The organism is Polynucleobacter sp. es-MAR-4 (genome assembly GCF_018882055.1).
Classification (GTDB): domain Bacteria; phylum Pseudomonadota; class Gammaproteobacteria; order Burkholderiales; family Burkholderiaceae; genus Polynucleobacter.
Map to the genome: position 1 here is coordinate 49,914 of NZ_JACVPF010000001.1, position 15,847 is coordinate 65,760.

13 protein-coding genes and 1 riboswitch are annotated in these 15,847 nt (G+C 45.6%); of the genes, 8 read left to right on the top strand and 5 right to left on the bottom strand.

Annotated elements, in window-relative coordinates; translation table 11 throughout:
- The first annotated feature begins 68 nt into the window (after positions 1-68).
- Complete coding sequence (gene metE, locus ICN16_RS00210) at positions 69-2,360, top strand: 5-methyltetrahydropteroyltriglutamate--homocysteine S-methyltransferase (protein WP_216133050.1); 2,292 nt, start codon at positions 69-71, stop codon at positions 2,358-2,360.
- Here the strand turns inward: metE and ICN16_RS00215 are convergent.
- Positions 2,357-2,869: a GNAT family N-acetyltransferase gene (locus tag ICN16_RS00215; protein WP_216133051.1), complete on the bottom strand. Its 513-nt coding sequence runs from the start codon at positions 2,867-2,869 to the stop codon at positions 2,357-2,359. The genes metE and ICN16_RS00215 overlap by 4 nt on opposite strands.
- Entirely contained in the window at positions 2,850-3,617 is a 768-nt protein-coding gene (locus tag ICN16_RS00220) for an acyl-CoA thioesterase (protein WP_255533542.1), read from the bottom strand. Before ICN16_RS00220 ends, ICN16_RS00215 begins: the two co-directional genes overlap by 20 nt.
- 130 nt (positions 3,618-3,747) lie before the next feature.
- A riboswitch (cobalamin riboswitch) is annotated at positions 3,748-3,950 on the bottom strand.
- Positions 3,951-4,294: 344 nt separating this feature from the next.
- Here ICN16_RS00220 and ICN16_RS00225 point away from each other — a divergent pair.
- Together ICN16_RS00225 and ICN16_RS00230 are read left to right on the top strand one after the other, a co-directional pair.
- On the top strand, positions 4,295-6,244 hold the full coding sequence (locus ICN16_RS00225) for a hypothetical protein (protein WP_216133052.1): 1,950 nt from the start codon (positions 4,295-4,297) through the stop codon (positions 6,242-6,244).
- On the top strand, positions 6,222-7,619 hold the full coding sequence (locus ICN16_RS00230) for a hypothetical protein (protein ID WP_216133053.1): 1,398 nt from the start codon (positions 6,222-6,224) through the stop codon (positions 7,617-7,619). The genes ICN16_RS00225 and ICN16_RS00230 overlap by 23 nt, the downstream gene beginning before the upstream one ends.
- Positions 7,620-7,623: 4 nt before the next feature.
- Here the strand turns inward: ICN16_RS00230 and ICN16_RS00235 are convergent, their stop codons facing one another.
- Together ICN16_RS00235 and ICN16_RS00240 are read right to left on the bottom strand one after the other, a co-directional pair.
- A complete protein-coding gene (locus tag ICN16_RS00235) occupies positions 7,624-8,601 on the bottom strand; it encodes a nucleotidyl transferase AbiEii/AbiGii toxin family protein (protein ID WP_216133054.1) in 978 nt (325 codons plus the stop codon).
- Positions 8,588-8,998, bottom strand: a complete 411-nt coding sequence (locus ICN16_RS00240; protein ID WP_173960798.1) for a DUF6088 family protein — start codon at positions 8,996-8,998, stop codon at positions 8,588-8,590. Before ICN16_RS00240 ends, ICN16_RS00235 begins: the two co-directional genes overlap by 14 nt.
- A 476-nt stretch (positions 8,999-9,474) precedes the next feature.
- On the opposite strand from ICN16_RS00240, the gene ICN16_RS00245 reads away from it, so the two are divergent.
- The 5 genes from ICN16_RS00245 (at position 9,475) to ICN16_RS00265 (ending at position 14,544) form a co-directional block, all read left to right on the top strand.
- A complete protein-coding gene (locus ICN16_RS00245) occupies positions 9,475-10,521 on the top strand; it encodes a phage major capsid protein (protein WP_216133055.1) in 1,047 nt (348 codons plus the stop codon).
- A 10-nt stretch (positions 10,522-10,531) separates the two neighbouring features.
- Positions 10,532-10,927 carry a hypothetical protein gene (locus ICN16_RS00250; protein WP_216133056.1) on the top strand — a complete coding sequence of 132 codons (396 nt, stop codon included), beginning with the start codon at positions 10,532-10,534 and terminating at the stop codon, positions 10,925-10,927.
- Positions 10,928-11,120: 193 nt separating this feature from the next.
- Entirely contained in the window at positions 11,121-11,657 is a 537-nt protein-coding gene (locus ICN16_RS00255; RefSeq protein ID WP_216133057.1) for a hypothetical protein, read from the top strand.
- Between the two features lie 8 nt (positions 11,658-11,665).
- Complete coding sequence (locus ICN16_RS09915) at positions 11,666-12,013, top strand: M15 family metallopeptidase (RefSeq protein WP_216133058.1); 348 nt, start codon at positions 11,666-11,668, stop codon at positions 12,011-12,013.
- 29 nt (positions 12,014-12,042) lie between these two features.
- The gene (locus ICN16_RS00265; protein ID WP_216133059.1) at positions 12,043-14,544 is read left to right on the top strand and encodes a DEAD/DEAH box helicase; all 2,502 of its coding nucleotides are present in this window, start codon (positions 12,043-12,045) and stop codon (positions 14,542-14,544) included.
- Here the strand turns inward: ICN16_RS00265 and ICN16_RS00270 are convergent.
- Positions 14,501-15,790 (bottom strand): site-specific integrase, encoded by a 1,290-nt coding sequence (locus tag ICN16_RS00270; RefSeq protein ID WP_216133060.1) that lies wholly within the window; start codon positions 15,788-15,790, stop codon positions 14,501-14,503. The genes ICN16_RS00265 and ICN16_RS00270 overlap by 44 nt on opposite strands.
- Between the last annotated feature and the right edge of the window lie 57 nt (positions 15,791-15,847).

The window sequence follows — 15,847 nt, forward strand, 5'->3', positions numbered from 1 at the left end:
ACCATTTTACTTCATAGATCATTCTATTTACGATCCTTCCAACTTAATTGATATTGAAGGTAGAAAAGATGGTCACCACACATAATCTTGGATTTCCCCGTATTGGTCCTAAGCGCGAACTCAAGTTTGCATTGGAGTCCTACTGGAGGGGTGAAATTACCCGCGATGATTTATTGGCTAAGGGTGAGGGGTTGCGCCAGCGCAACTGGAGAGTGCAATCGAGGTTGGATTTAAGTCCAGTCGGCGATTTTTCTTTTTATGACCAAGTGCTTGATATGAGTTTTCTATTGGGCAACTTACCTGAGCGTGCCCAAAATTTACATGGCAATTCGTTGGATAACTACTTTAGGGTTGCTCGCGGCCGGTCGGTGGCTAGTTCGGAAGAGCATATTGGTTGTTGTAGCGATATCGCTGCAGGGGAAATGACTAAGTGGTTTGATACCAATTATCACTACATCGTTCCTGAATTTACATCTCATACTAAATTTAAATTAGATGCCTCGCGATTATTGCGGCAATTGGAGGAGGCGAAAGCCCAAGATGTTAAAGCTAAGCCAGTCCTGATCGGACCTGTAACTTACTTGTGGCTTGGTAAGGCAAAAGACGCAACCAATAAGCTGGACCTGCTTAATAAGATCTTGCCTTTGTATAGCAAGTTATTGGATGAGCTAGCAGCACAGGGTGTTGACTGGGTGCAAATTGATGAGCCATGCCTAGTTACTGAATTAGATGAAGATTGGCAACATGCACTTAATTTGGCTTACCACCACCTTAAAACGAGCAAAGTGAAAGTCTTAGTCGCCACCTACTTTGGATCCCTTGATGGCAATCGATATTTGGCATGCAACCTTCCTGTTGCCGGTCTTCATATTGATGCCATAAATGCAAAAGAAGAGGTGCCCCTGATCCTAAATATTCTTCCTGTCCAAAAAATACTCTCCCTGGGAGTTATCAATGGACGCAATATCTGGAAAACTGATCTGAATGCAGCCTTAGATTGGCTGGAGCCCCTAGCGAAAAAGCTGGGTGATCGCTTATGGATAGCACCATCTTGTTCCTTGCTTCATATTCCAGTGGATCTTAATAGTGAGGAAAAGTTAGACCCCCAAATTAAAAGTTGGCTATCTTTTGCAATTCAAAAGCTCGAAGAGTTATCTGTTTTAGCTACCGCTTTAAATAAAGGGCGGGCAGAGGTTGTTGGTCAATTGGCTAGTAATCATGCTGCACTGGAGTCGCGTAGAAATTCACCAATAGTCAATGATCCAGCGGTAAAGGACGCTATCTCCAAAATCACTCCGGAACTAGGGCAACGACAGAGTGCATATGAGCTGCGAATCCAAAAGCAAGGGGCAATATTAAATTTGCCTAAGTTTCCAACTACAACAATTGGATCATTTCCACAAACCCCTGAAATCAGATTGGCTCGCAGTCAATATAAGTCTGGCGTGTTATCAAGATTAAATTACGTTGATGCCATGGAGGCCGAGATTGCAAGATGTGTGCGCGAACAAGAAAGTCTGGGGCTAGATGTATTGGTTCATGGCGAGGCTGAGCGCAATGACATGGTGGAGTACTTTGGCGAACAGCTCAAAGGATATGCATTTAGCCAATTTGGCTGGGTGCAGTCCTACGGATCTCGTTGCGTCAAACCGCCGATTCTGTTTGGGGATATTAGCCGCCCCAAACCGATGACAGTAGAGTGGATTTCCTTTGCGCAAACCCTGACGAAGAAGCCAATGAAGGGAATGTTGACTGGACCAGTAACCATATTAAATTGGTCGTTTGTGCGCGATGATCAGCCCCGCTCAGTATCGTGCCTTCAGCTAGCCCTGGCTATTCGAGAGGAAGTATTGGATTTAGAAAAATCTGGGGTAAAGGTAATTCAAATTGATGAAGCTGCCTTGCGTGAAGGCTTGCCGCTACGCAAATCACAATGGAAATCGTACTTAGATTGGGCAGTGGAATCATTTCGTATTGCTGCTAACGGAGTTCGGGATGAGACTCAAGTTCATACGCATATGTGCTATTCAGAGTTCAATGACATCATTGAGGCGATAGCTCAAATGGATGCGGATGTTATTACGATTGAAACATCACGTTCGGATATGGAATTATTGGACGTCTTTGATACCTTTAATTACCCAAATGAGATTGGACCCGGTGTGTATGATATTCATTCGCCCAATATTCCATCTGAGCAGCAGATGATTGAGCTTATGACTAAAGCGGCCAAAAGGATTCCTGCCGAGCGCCTCTGGGTCAATCCTGATTGTGGGCTAAAGACAAGGCAATGGTCAGAGGTTAATCCTGCACTCAAGAACATGGTCTTGGCGGCAGAAAAGTTACGAGCACTGGCTTAATCATATGCCACCATGTGTAGTTTGTTCTGTTTGGGCCTTTCGCAGAGAATATGCATTTTTGGCGGTACATTTTGGTAATGGGCATCTAGTTCTAATGTTCTGACAATAGAGCGCATGACTGGATGCCCGTTTTGACAAATGATTTTCTTAATGCGTTGAAGCGACTCTATTTTGATGGCGGTGGAAACCATGGCAGTTGCGATGCCACGCCTTCTATAGGCTTGAAGTACTGTCATGGCCAACTCATAAGACCCAAAAGTATTCATTGGGGCGAGTTGCAAAACGCCGATCAGTTCAACTGGCCTTGCAAAATAATCAAGTCGCCAAGCTCCAAATAATTGAAACTCATCCCAACTTAACGTTTTAATCCACTTGTCTATAGCATCATTACTAATTGCTGATCCAAATCGTTGATAGCGATCGTCACCATTCAAGCACATCATATGTGAGCGCAATATTTCATAATGCTGGGGAAGTATGGGGCTAAATTTAGTGATTAATGGCAACATATACCAAGCTCGAAGAGGTGCATAAACGGCGAAGGCCTGTTGATGTAGATTCAGCCCAAACTTCTGCGCTGACAGTAACTGAGCGATTTCCGACTTTAGATACTTGCGCCAAAACTTCTACAATGTCTCCTACGTAAGCAGGCGCAATGAAGTCCATCTTTTCACTGCTGGCCATCACTATGGTTTTTCGTAATCTTCGGGTGGCTGCAACAAAGCCAGCCTTTGCAATCCAACCCATCGCTGGACCTCCATGCAAGATTCCGCGATGATTAGCCTGCCCCGGAAATACGATTTCAGCGACTCTGATAATCGGGTGAGTGGATGTTAAGGTTGTTTGAGCTGGAATATCGACAGTTGTTGGAATAGCTCGCTGTACGGACCCCAAATCATCTTTTCTGACCATGACAAAGTCACCGGATAGGCAAAGAACTCGCTCCCCAGAAATTAATTCCTCCCCAAACAAATGGGTTCTGATGGTGATTGATCTATTGCCTTGTTCAATGACGTCAGCGGTGCATTCAATCGAGCTACCAGTGGGGACTGGAGCTGCAAAGTCCAGTTTGCTAACAGCGGCCGTAACAATTGTTCCATGAAGGACTTTAGAGCCCATGATGAATGCAAGGCGATCTAGTGCCGATAAGGCGGCGCCACCAAATAAAGTGCCATGGTGATTGGATTGGTCTGGTAAAACCATATCCACGACACACATCGATTTAGAGGGTATTTCTAGGGTAGTTACGCTACTCAATCCGTTTCTCCTTTAACAATACAAAGGCGGATCAATGGCGAATATCGTTTGCGTAGGACGGCACACGTCACAATAGGGGAGCCTATCCTGACGAGCAAACGACACCAACACAAGGACACCCCGCCCATAATTAGGTCAATTACCGTAAGGCAGGTCTCCTGGCTCTCGAGTCATCATTTGATGTTGCCTTCCCAGTCCAAAGACCAGTGGCATAGTGAGCATCAAACTCGCCGATCACAGTTGCGGGGGCAGCCACAGATTAAGTTAAAAACTCTTCTGTTGTTCCCTATTAATCCTTGTTTATGGCAAGAAACCTTATGGCCTGATCACTTTAGCATAAACCTTTGTTAGGTTGCGTAATGTGGGCTTATTAGCAGGAAATATATATCTTGGGATGGTATTGGATATCACCAATAATTTCGATAATTAATTTAAAGGCTTGGTATTGGCGCTTGAAAGCGTGCAATGTAGTGTGGAGGTGTTTTCTTTTCTATTGCGATAATTTGGCAAAAATTCTAAGCGTTATTGATTAACGCTAGGCTAAGACCTCCTATGGGCTGATCTCTGCCTGTGGGGTTTTAACATGGAGATACCCCCCTTCACCTCATAACTGACGGACTGATGAATTTATCCTAAATAAATTCTTGAGCCAAGGGCAAGCGATCTATAAATGGGATATGCCCCAAGACCCCAAAGCCCTCCAACAAAAATGGACTGCCCGTATCACGCATGCGCGCGCTCACTGGGCAACATTCCATAAACGCGTAAGACATAACCGCAATACCGTAGCTGGCTTTAATTGGAATGCTGATCCTACTGGCAAAGACTTCTATAGTCTGAGAGCTAACCTTATACATGGCACGATCTCTGCAGTTCTACCTAACGTCTATGCACGCAACCCAGAGATCTCAGCAGCACCAACCCACTCGGGCGCTGATATCAAACTCTTCTGTAAAACACTAGAGAGGGTCACCAATAGAGCGCTTGAGCACGCTCAGCTTAAGAATAGAGTCAAGTCGACAGTAAGGGCGGCACTGACCTGTAGCTTCGGAATCCTGAAGGTGATGTATCAGCGAGACCCAAGCAAGGATGGATATATCCAAAGCCGTATTAACGATGCTCAAGAAAACCTCCTAGCTATAGAGGAGCTAGCGCGAGACCTTCAAGAGGATGGCCAGCGTCATCATCATGATGCTAAAAGAGCGGAGCTAGAAGAGCTCATCAAGTCACTACAAGAGCAGTCAGAGGTTCAATCTGCCGAAGGTCTTGTGATTGATAGGGTCCTTACTGAGAATCTCCTCATCGACCCCTCAATATGTGAGTTCTGGGATTACACCGATGCTGACTGGATCTGCCAAATCATCCCGATGAAGCGTGGCCAAGCAGAAGCGCTCTATAAGAAGAATCTAGCCAGTGCCAAGATTTACCAACCAGGCCAAGGCGAACCATCCCATAAGAAAGCCAAACGCCTAGCCTCAATGCAGATGAATGCTGCTTCAGGCCCGGTGACCGATGATCAGCAAATAGCAGTGCTAGAGATCTGGGACAGAGCTACCCAGCGTGTTTACACCATGGTGGAGGGCGCGACTGAATGGCTACGTGAATCCTACTCACCTCCAAGAGTAGGAGAACGCTGGTATCCATTCTTTCTATTGCCATATCAGGTAATAGATGGCCAGTTTGTTGGTCCAAGTTTGGTAGATCTAACCGAGCGTCTACAAGACGAGCACAACGAAGCAAGGGATCGATTCAATCAACATCGAGACCTATGTATTCCGGGGTGGGTAGCATCAGCCGATATCAATGAAAAGACCATTAAGAAACACTCAGACTCACGCTTCGGTGAGATCACGATTGTCGATACCGAAGGCAAGCCTTTAAATCAAGTCATCATCCCCAGGGGGCATCCCAAGATTGACCCGATCGTCTATGACACCAGCGCAGTTCGTTATGACTGGGAGCAAGTCACTGGCTTGCAAGATGCTGCGCGCTCAACAGTAGTCAGACCCAAGACAGCCACCGAAGCCAACATCTTGCAAAGAGCCTTATCTGGGCGCGTATTTGAATTCAAAGACCAGATAGAAGATTGGCTACAAGAGATCGCCCAATACAGCGCCCAGGTACTTTTGCAAGAACTGACCAAAGAGCAAGTGGAGCGCTATATGGGGCCACCAAGCAATAAGACCACCATGGTCAATGGCGAACTATTCATGACTATGGAGAAAGCCTATGACTGGCCAGAACTCACCAAAGACCGAATTTTTGACATGGTGGATTTGCGCATTCGCGCAGGCACTACCGGCGCACCAGATGGCATAGAAGACAAAGAAAGCTGGCTCAAGGTTTTACCCATGATTACGAATCTATCAATTCAGATGCAAAACCTACAAGCCAGAGGAATGGATTACGAACATATCCGTAATCTCCTACAGGAGACTCTCTTGCGATATGACGATCGTATCGATTCAAATCTATTTATACCGAATGTAGAAAAACAAGCTGAGGAATACGTAGATGTCAACAGCGATCTTTCGATGAATCGGATGTGGCAAATGGGTGGAGACAAGCGCAGTACAGAACAACAATCAAAAGAGGAGACAGCAGATGCAAGAAGTGAAAAACTTTAGTTCCGGAGTGATGACTAATGGCGGTGCTATTCAGCGGGTGCAAGACCGTGAAGCCAAGCGAGAGCGTGAGCGCCTAGAAAAAGAGGCATATGAAAAGCATGCTGCGGAATCAGCTGCAAGACGCAATAAAGCCAGGGAAGATCGCGCCATTGAATTAGCTGAGCAATCTAAAGCAAGACAAGCTGCCGAAGAAGAAAAGCAGCGCAAGGCCGCGGAAAAATCAGCCCGTGATGAAGAGGAAAGGCTAAAGGTCGTTGCAGCTAAGGAGGCCGCTCGCTTAGTGAAACAACAAGATCTAGAAAGAAGGCTTGCAGAAAACAAGGAGAAGGAAGCCGCCAAACAAGCTGCCGCTGAAGTTGCCACGCTACTAGCAAAGCAGCAAGAGCTTGATCGTCAAAACCAAAAGCAGGCCCAGACTGCAGCGCTATTGGATGATCTAAGCAAAGCCTCAGACGCAACCAAAACAGAAGCTTCAAAGCCGGTAGTGGTGACTAAAGAGCTTGAGGATCCAGAAGGGCTGGAGGAGTTGGAGCCTGAGGAGCTGGTATTGCAAATAGTGAAGGGCGCGGTTCATGTACCAGCATCAATGCCCGCTATGGATGTAGGTGTAGATACTAAGACAGAGTTGCCAGCAGCTTATGACATGAGCGCATTGATGCCCGCACCTGCCGTTCTCACGATAGAGGCTACTCCACAGCCAGAAGTGCAGGTAGAAAGTGGCAAAGAGCTTATTGACCGCATCCTAACGGGTGCTGAACAAGCGCCTGAAGATGAGCTGCAAATTCCACAAACAGCTCGTAGTGAGAACCGATTTCAGAAGATCATCAATACCAACCGTGATCTTGCAAAAGAAAACCAAACTCTTAAAGCTAAAGTCGAGAAGCTATTGGATGAAGTGCGCGGCTATCAGGTTGAAGGTGAGCTGGTGGGTAGCATCCTCGACACACAAGAGCGCGCTAAGCGACAGCCTCCGGCGAAGAATTTGCTAGAACGACATCTCAAACCCGACCTGTTTAATGTTGTGAATGAAGCTAAGCAAGAAATACTCAATTACCTATCCACTAGGGAGGATGAAGTTGATCACAGCTTTAAATCTGCATTGTTTGTGAAATACATACAAGATCCGTTCTATATGAATATGTTTGTTCAGAACAATGAGATCTCTCGGTGGTGGGCAACTATTGACTCCATTTACAACTCCATAGAGATGCCTCCACCGGATTGGTCTAAGGTCAAGATTACGCAATATAAAGAGAAGCCTGAACATCGGCCTCAACCTATACGGGCGCGAACAGCAACTCTAGGCGCTCCAGTAGCTAGCTCTGAGCAACCGATGGATCGTATTGCCCAGCACCTAAGCAATATGGGGATTTAATCTTCTAGTGAGAGAGATTTGGTAGGGCTAACTTAAGAGTTTGATAGAACCCAGAGAACGCATCTTCAAATGAGGGTGCGTTCTTGTCATAGACCATCACCCTAATGAATTGATCATAAGTATCTTTGGTCTTCGCATCAGACTTGGCGTACTCCATCGCCTTATGAATTTCACCAAGCGGGTCGGTTACAAAGGCGCTATGTTGATTCGCAAAATCTTCCGCATCCTTCCGAATGACTTGATTTACTAGATTTGACAGATTGCCTTGTTGATCGTTCAGGATGGATGGATTCTTTTGGATGATCTGATAAACGTCATAAAGGTGACGTACCAATGCGGTATCAAGCCTCTCATTATCTTTTGCCATCGATAGAGCTAAGCGCCTTGGGAGGGTAATGAGCTTTTCCGCTAACGCTTCACTTAAATCTACGCATGGCACCATAAAGCTAGGACCAGTATTCATACCTGCCAATGAATCAAACAAGAGGGTAATTGCTTTATCTTGTTTGGGCGCGCGCAATGGACTATAGCTCACTTCTAGCTTGAGGTTCGCACGCATCCCAGGGCTTACTTCAAAGTAGGTGGAGTACTGGATATCAAATTCAATAAAGTTATTGTTGTCTTGAGCATTCCTTGAGATGAACTCGGACTTAAAGCCGGCGCCATTGAGCGCTGGCTCAAGATCATCCTTGAGCTTACTCATGCTAGAGCGAATTTTGCTCTTAGTAAGTGCCCCTGAAGCCTTTGGTGATGCCTTGATATCCACATCTTCAGAGACTCGCTCCAATAGCCCGTAGGCCTTGGATAAACAAGTACCCCCGCAGAAGATTAAATCAAAGTCTGGGTTATTGATGTTGGCAATAGCGGCCAAGGCATCAGTAACCATGAAATCTTTTTCAAGGGCGAATTCGGAAATGCCAAGCTCTAATTCATTGATGACATCTAAAACTTGGAGCCTTTGGTTGTCGTTAATTCTTTTCATAGACTAGGCTACGACTGCCTACTGAGAGTTTGCGACATACTCTAGCGTTGCCAATATTGAGGACGGGAAGCATGGGCACCTGAGTGCTATCACCTTGAATCAGGGCGCGCATATCTTTGCCTACATCAGCTTTGATGCCCAGTTTTTTCATGGTCTCAAGACCGATGTTGATCAGGCTTTCATCTGCGACAGGTTTGCCAGAGATAGAGGATGGGCGCGCCTTAACGTAAGTGCCATAACCAAGGCGCATTAACTTGCCCTCATCTGAGAGTTCTTTTACTACACGGCATACCTGGCGGTAGGTGCCAAATCGATTGAAGTCATCACGCAAGAAGACCTTGCCTTTGGAATTGCGTAGGCTAGCCAAAATGCGGTCTTTGGTTGTTGCTTTAGCCATCTTGGCCTCCTTTCCTGATTAAGCCTTAATTATATACAAAAATATGACATTGATGTCCTATTTTTGTATAAGTGGATTCTGACTTAAATCCATATAAAACATGAGTTTTAATCCATTTTAGTGGGTAAAAATACCATTAGGTATCCATGGTTAATAAACGAGGAGGTATTCCGTCAAGGGCACCCCAAAGGGGTGGCTTGCGCACCCTTGACGGCCACGACCAAAGAAACGCTCTTTTATGCCCAAGGTGGCAGAAAGGCACATTGGGCATAAAGACTCAAAGCGACAGGAATAAAAACCCCACAAATATCCCAAGTCCACATCTACTACCCCAATAATTGATCTCAGCGCTTCACACCATCGCGTTAAAGCTAGGGTCGCGACTAGCAGTGTAGCAATGGATAGGTTCACGCTCTATCAATTGGAATGAAGCCAACCAATTCACGAATAGATAAATACATTGATAGGGGTGGCATATGCCAATTTCAAATACAGACTTGCAAGAGTTAGCTAAGGTTTCCTTAGGTGAGTACTTGCGCAATCTACCAGTCGATCAAATCGCGGTAGAGAGACCTTTCCTTAAAAAACTCATGGAAGGGCGAAAGAGCCTATTAGGCGCAAAACAGAACGTAGTCGAAAACATCCGCAAAGAGCATGGCAGTAACTTTAGCTGGGCCTTTGGCGAAGAGACGGTCAAGTTCAATAAACGCAATACGACTGAGCAAGCCTCTTTCCCATGGCGCAGGGCAGTTGACGGTCTGTATATCGACTATGACCGGCTTTTTAGCAATGGCATCAAGGTGCGGGAGGGTGGGGCGCGTGGTTTCCAGTTGGAATACAACGAGCGCGTACAACTGATCAACCTCCTAGATGAGCAGTTAGAAGTCCTGCGAGAAGGATTCCTTAATAAGCTAGATCTTGAGCTGCACCGCGACGGCTCACACGGCGCAGATGCAGTGGTGGGACTAGATAGCCTTGTTAGTCTAGCTCCTGATGCCGGCACGGTAGGTGGTATCGATCGAGCCAAAGCAAGCTACTGGCGTAACTACGCAGTTAAAGACATCGCTTCAACTACGCCAGGTAACTTGGTGGGTGAGATGGAGACCGCATGGCGTCAATGTATTAAGCATGGTGGCAGTCCTGATTTCATCATTGCGGGTGGTAAGTTCATTGATACCTATCGAAAACAAGTCACAGTGACCCATATTGCTGGATCAGGTGAAGCCAAGTACATCGATGCTGGCGTAGGTGCGGGTGTAAACACTGGGCTAGCCTTCAAGGGTGTAGAGATCATCTGGGATCCCCAGTTTGATGAACTCGATGCCATGGCTAATCGTTCGGTCGAGTGGAGTAAGCGTTGTTACTTCCTCAATACCCGCTTTATGAAGCTGCGGGATGACGACTTAGATATCGTTGCTCCAATCCGTCCACACGACACACTCGCCATGTACGCCATGGTGAACTTACGCTGTGCCCTATCCATCTCACGTGCAAATGCCCATGCGGTATTGGCTATTCAATAAGGAGGAAGAAATGAACAACACCATGAACCACAAAGAACTCATTCATAGCGACTTCCAAATTAAAGAGGTGGAAGCGGTAGTGCGCAGAGATGCATTCACAACCATCCATGTGTATGTACCGCCATATGAGACAAACATATTGCGTAACCTTTTTGGGCGTGAGAACGTCACGGTGTTCGAGCGCCCAACAAAGACCACTATTACTCCAGAGCAGGAGTACGACCGCCTATGCGCTAAGTATGGCCATGAGGTCGTAGCCAAAGTCTTTGGTGAGGATGATGGTGATCGACTAATGGGGATCGTGGAAGGCTTAATGAAAGAAGGTCAGCTTCCAGCGCAAGAAAATGTATTAGAAGGAACTCTTGAGCAAGAGCCATCAGAAACCAAAGGAGCCAAGAAACGCTAGCAGGAGGGAAGGACATCGCCATGACCACTAGCAGCAGGTGTTTGGATGCGGCTGCGGGTGTTGAAGTAACCATGGTGTGTGGGCGCGCGTAACTGCGCCCCACTGCCAACACCAAAGAACAGTCTAGGCGGTAGTGGGGCGGTGGACTTCCATACTTATTTATACCTTCGAGCATCAAGAAAAGAACCATCACATGCTTCCAATCATCACCTCTCTAGTACAAACCTTGGCCGTTAATGGCCTTGGTCTGCTTGCGGGCGCGGTCCAGGCTAAAGGTAAGGAATTCATTGAAAGCAAGATTGGTGCGCGCATTCCAGACAACCCCAGTCAGGAAGATCTCATTAAGCTCAAGCAGCTAGAGATTGAGCAAGAGCAGTTGCTGCTGCAATATACGCTCAAACAGAAAGAGCTCGAGATAGAGGAATCCAAGCTTCTAGCGGAGATGCATCGGGCCTCACAAGACAATGCCACCAATCGCTGGCAATCCGATATGGGCAGTGACTCCAGGTTATCGAAGAACATCAGACCAGGAACGCTGGTTTACATCCTCACGGCCTACCTCTTATTTGCATTGCTCTCGGCCATGGGCATTGATATCAATGAAGCTTATGTAAAGCTCCTAGGAGAATGGGGCCAGTTAGTCATGTTGGCTTACTTTGGGGGAAGGTCTATAGAGAAGATCTTTGAGATGCGTATGAATGGCTTAAATAAAAGAGAAGAGTCTAAGTGAATTTAAAAGTGAGCAGTTTAGTAGCGGAACAAGCAGCCTTTCTAATTGACGTCAGCAGGCTGATTCAGTTTGCTACTGCAGAAGGATGGGTCATTACAGGGGGAGAGCTCTGGCGTTCACCAGAGCAGCAAGAGATCTACCTTAGGGCTGGCAGATCTAAAACCATGAATAGTAATCACTTAAGACGCTGCGCTATAGATCTGAACTTCTTCTGGAAAGGAAAGCTCGTCTGGGATAAAGAGCTGATTCGGACAGTAGGCGAATACTGGGAAAGTCTAAATTCTAAGAACAGATGGGGTGGGAATTTCAAAGGATTTGTAGATGTGCCGCATTTTGAGCGAGTTTCTGTGGATTGATATCAAGTTATTATGTAATTTATAAATACATGAGGGCTTACTTGGTGATTAATTTTGGAAAACTTGGCAAATCTAAAATAGCTTCTGCGCCAAGCACTTTAGTAGAGCTATTTGAGCAATTAGATCGAAAAGCCACCCATCAAATACTGAGGCCAGTTCAGGCGGAAGCGCTTGTAGGTCTAGATCAGCAATGTGATGATCGCGATATTATTCTTAAGGTAAGTACGGGATCCGGAAAGACTTTGGTCGGCTTGGTTTATGGAGAGATGATAAGAAGAAGGTACCCGGGGGAACCAGTTCTATATCTATGTCCAACAAATCAATTGGTGGAGCAGGTCTTATCAACCGCTGGAAAGATAGGGATCACTGCAGAATCTTTTAAATCTGGACAGCATGCACATCAGGGTTTTGAGGGCAAGTCAATTTTAGTATGCACTTACGAGAAACTATTCAACGCACGTAATATTTTCGATAGCAGGGGGTTAATTCCGTCTGGAATTATTCTTGATGATATCCATTCAGGGGTTGATCGAATAAGGCAAAAATATACCGTTTCAATACCAGATGATGCCTATTTGCAAATAAGAGAGATCTTTCGAGAAATATGCGAGAGCTGCGATCCACCTGTTTGGCGCGATATTCAAAATAATGATCCAACAGCTCGTTTTGAGGTTCCTTATTGGCTGTGGGTTCCTCAAATACCAACTGTTGAGAAAATAATAGATAACTTTCGTGAAGAAAACGAAATTTTATTTTCTTTTTCAAACATCTCAAGATATTTAGAGCAGGCTAGATTGTGTATATCCGGGGTAGGAGCTGAATTATCGATGGCCGTTCCCGCCACTGAGGAGAACATGGCCTTTCATTCTGCAAAGCATCGCTTGTTCATGTCGGCAAGCATTAAGGATGGGGCATTTTTAATCAAAGATTTAGGATGTGGAGAGGCTGCTTTACACAGAATAATAGAGCCTGCTAGCGATAGAGGTGCTGGCGAGAGGATGATTCTTCCAGTCTCATTAATTGATCCAAGTCTTCGGAAAAGTGATGTAGGTAGACTGTGTTCCCAGCTCTCCAGTCTTACCAATGTAGTGGTCTTAACTAGTTCATTTGCTCAGGCTGAGGTTTGGAGTGAGTTTGGTGCTGAAATTAAGGCTGGATCTGAGATTGATGAGGCTGTAGAGCGCCTGACCAACTCATCATCCAACAATTTTTTTGTATTTACTCAGCGTTTTGATGGTGTAGATTTACCAGATGATGCGTGTAGGATCCTAGTTGTTGATGGTATACCAACAGGCGATAGAATCTGCGATCAAATTGATATTGAGCGGCAAAAAAATTCCTATGGAAGCAATATGAGAATTGTAAATCGACTGGAGCAGGCTCTGGGTAGATCAGTGCGATCGAGCGCAGATTATTCGGCAGTTCTTTTGGTTGGAAGTGATTTAGGGTCATTCATTGGACGGAAGGATGTCAATGAGCTTCTTGAATCTCATACTAGGGAGCAAATTGACTTAGGGAAAGCTCTTGCTGACCAGGTTAAAGCCGTAAGCAAAAAATCAACCGATGCAATTAGTGAGGCAATTAGTGCATTGCTAGATAGAAACGAAGAGTGGAAAGAGGCCTATAGAGAGCGCATGTCGTCTGTAGTTCAGTATAAAAGAGTTTCAAATCAACTAACTGAGGCAGAAAAGGTTGCAATCGCCGAAAGAAAGGCATGGATAAGTAGCAAGGCAAGAAACCATCATGCTTCATCAAGCATCCTACAGAATGCTATCGACTCGCTCCAGTTGCATGATTCCCAGAAAGCTGATTTGATGCAAAAAATGGCAAGCTCTTTATCTCACTTTGAAAAATCAAAGGCTGCTTTGGTTTATAGAGCTGCATTCAACTTAAATAGCTTGTTACCAAGGCCACCTCAAATGCCTGATAGAAAGTATTTGAAGGCAAGTGAGCAGGCGATTGCCTTTCGAGATGTGCTGCAAGCTTTTATAAATCCTAATGCTGCTATTTCAAGAGTATTGGAGATCAAGGCAAAGCTGGCTTATTCTGGTAGTGCGGAATTAGTTGAGCAGGGCTTGCAGGAGCTCGGTGATTTTTTGGGTGCCTCCTCAAGTAGGCCTGAAAAGGAAACTGGCAGGGGACCTGACGTACTCTGGGTTTTTGATAACTCAACCTTTTGCATTGAGGCTAAAAGTGAAAAAACCTCTCCAATATCTAAATCAGATGCGGAACAGTTGCTAATGAGTCGTTCGTGGTGTGTTGAGACGGCCAAGTTGGATGAGGAGTCAATTGCAACAATTTTTGCTACAAACGTAAATAAGTACGATCGTTCTGAAGATGTATCTTTTGGCCCCTTAGTTTTAAATGAGCATTTGCTGATGAAGATGATTGATGCATTGATTGGGTTTATAAATGGCATTCATTTTGACGGGCCATTGTTTATGGATATTTCCAAGCTTAGCTCCGGGTTGCAATCGGAGGGCTTAACTAGCCGAGAGATATTGGCTCACATGAGGAAGCTTGGTTCTTAATTGTTTTTAACCATAGCTCCATCAGCCCAACCCGCTTTTCTAATTGATCCTGCCTTCGATAGGCAGCTTCAGACTTATTTTTAATAGTGTGAGCCAACGCAAGCTCCACAGTCTCATTTGGGTAATCAGTAGTCTCTGCTGCCCAATCCCTGAATGTTGATCTAAACCCATGAGGGACATACTGTGAATATGCCGGCATTCTCCGCATGATGGCAATTAAAGACATGTTCGATATGTTGTCTTTATTGTGATGCTTGCTCGGGAACAAAGAGTCATTTGACCGATGCTTCGAGAGGTATTCATATATCTCGACTGCTCTAGTATTTAATGGCACACGATGCGCTTTACCAGCCTTCATCCTTGCGGCCGGGATTGTCCATACTTTATTCTCTATATCAAATTCATCCCATTTGGCATTAAGAACTTCGCTTGTGCGAGTTGCCGTAAGAATCAAAAACTCAAGGGCAAGTACCGAAAAGCCACTCTTTGTTCTGAGCTCTCTCATGAACTCGCCGATTTTCTGAAATGGCAGAGCAGGGTGGTGACTTTTCTTTTGGATCTTGTTGGCTTTGGGTAGAAGGTGAGCTAGAGCTCCTTTAAGGCGAGCCGGATTATCGCCCTTAATATATTCATGGGCCTTGCACCAGTCAAAGATCACCTCAATTCGCTGTCGCACTCTCGTCGCCGTTTCAGTGCGGACATTCCAGAAGGGCCCCTCAACTTCACCAGACTTCTTTTTAATCTCTTGCTCAAGTAGCTTAGCAATATGGCCAGTATTAATCTGATCAACTCTCATTCTCCCAATCTCTGGGGTTACGAAGGTTGCTATGGTGTTTTCCCATTGATCGGCATGCTTCGCGTTCTTCCATTCTGGCCTCTTGCCTTTGATGCATAACTCAGCAGCCTTTGCAAAGGTAATGCCGTCATTAATTGCATTTGTAGCCTTGCTGCGAGCCTTAGATCGCTCTTCGGCAGGGTCCATTCCTTCTAAGACCATTTTTCTGAGATCAAGACTTACTTTCCGTGCTTCAGCTAAAGATCGGGAATCTAGTGAGCCTAGGCCCATTTCACGGCGTTTAAGTAGAGTCGGGCTGGTGTAACGAAAGATCCAGCTACGCTTGTAGTCGCTGACACCCTTAAAGACTTGGATATACAGGCCCTTGGATTCCGGATCTGCATGGTATCCAGGGGTTACTATTGAGCCAAGACCTCGCGCTGTAAAACTGATTTTTCTACCCTCTTGCAACGCCTCTCCCCATGTTTTGTACCCACCACTCTACCCACCAGCAATGCATAGATTTTA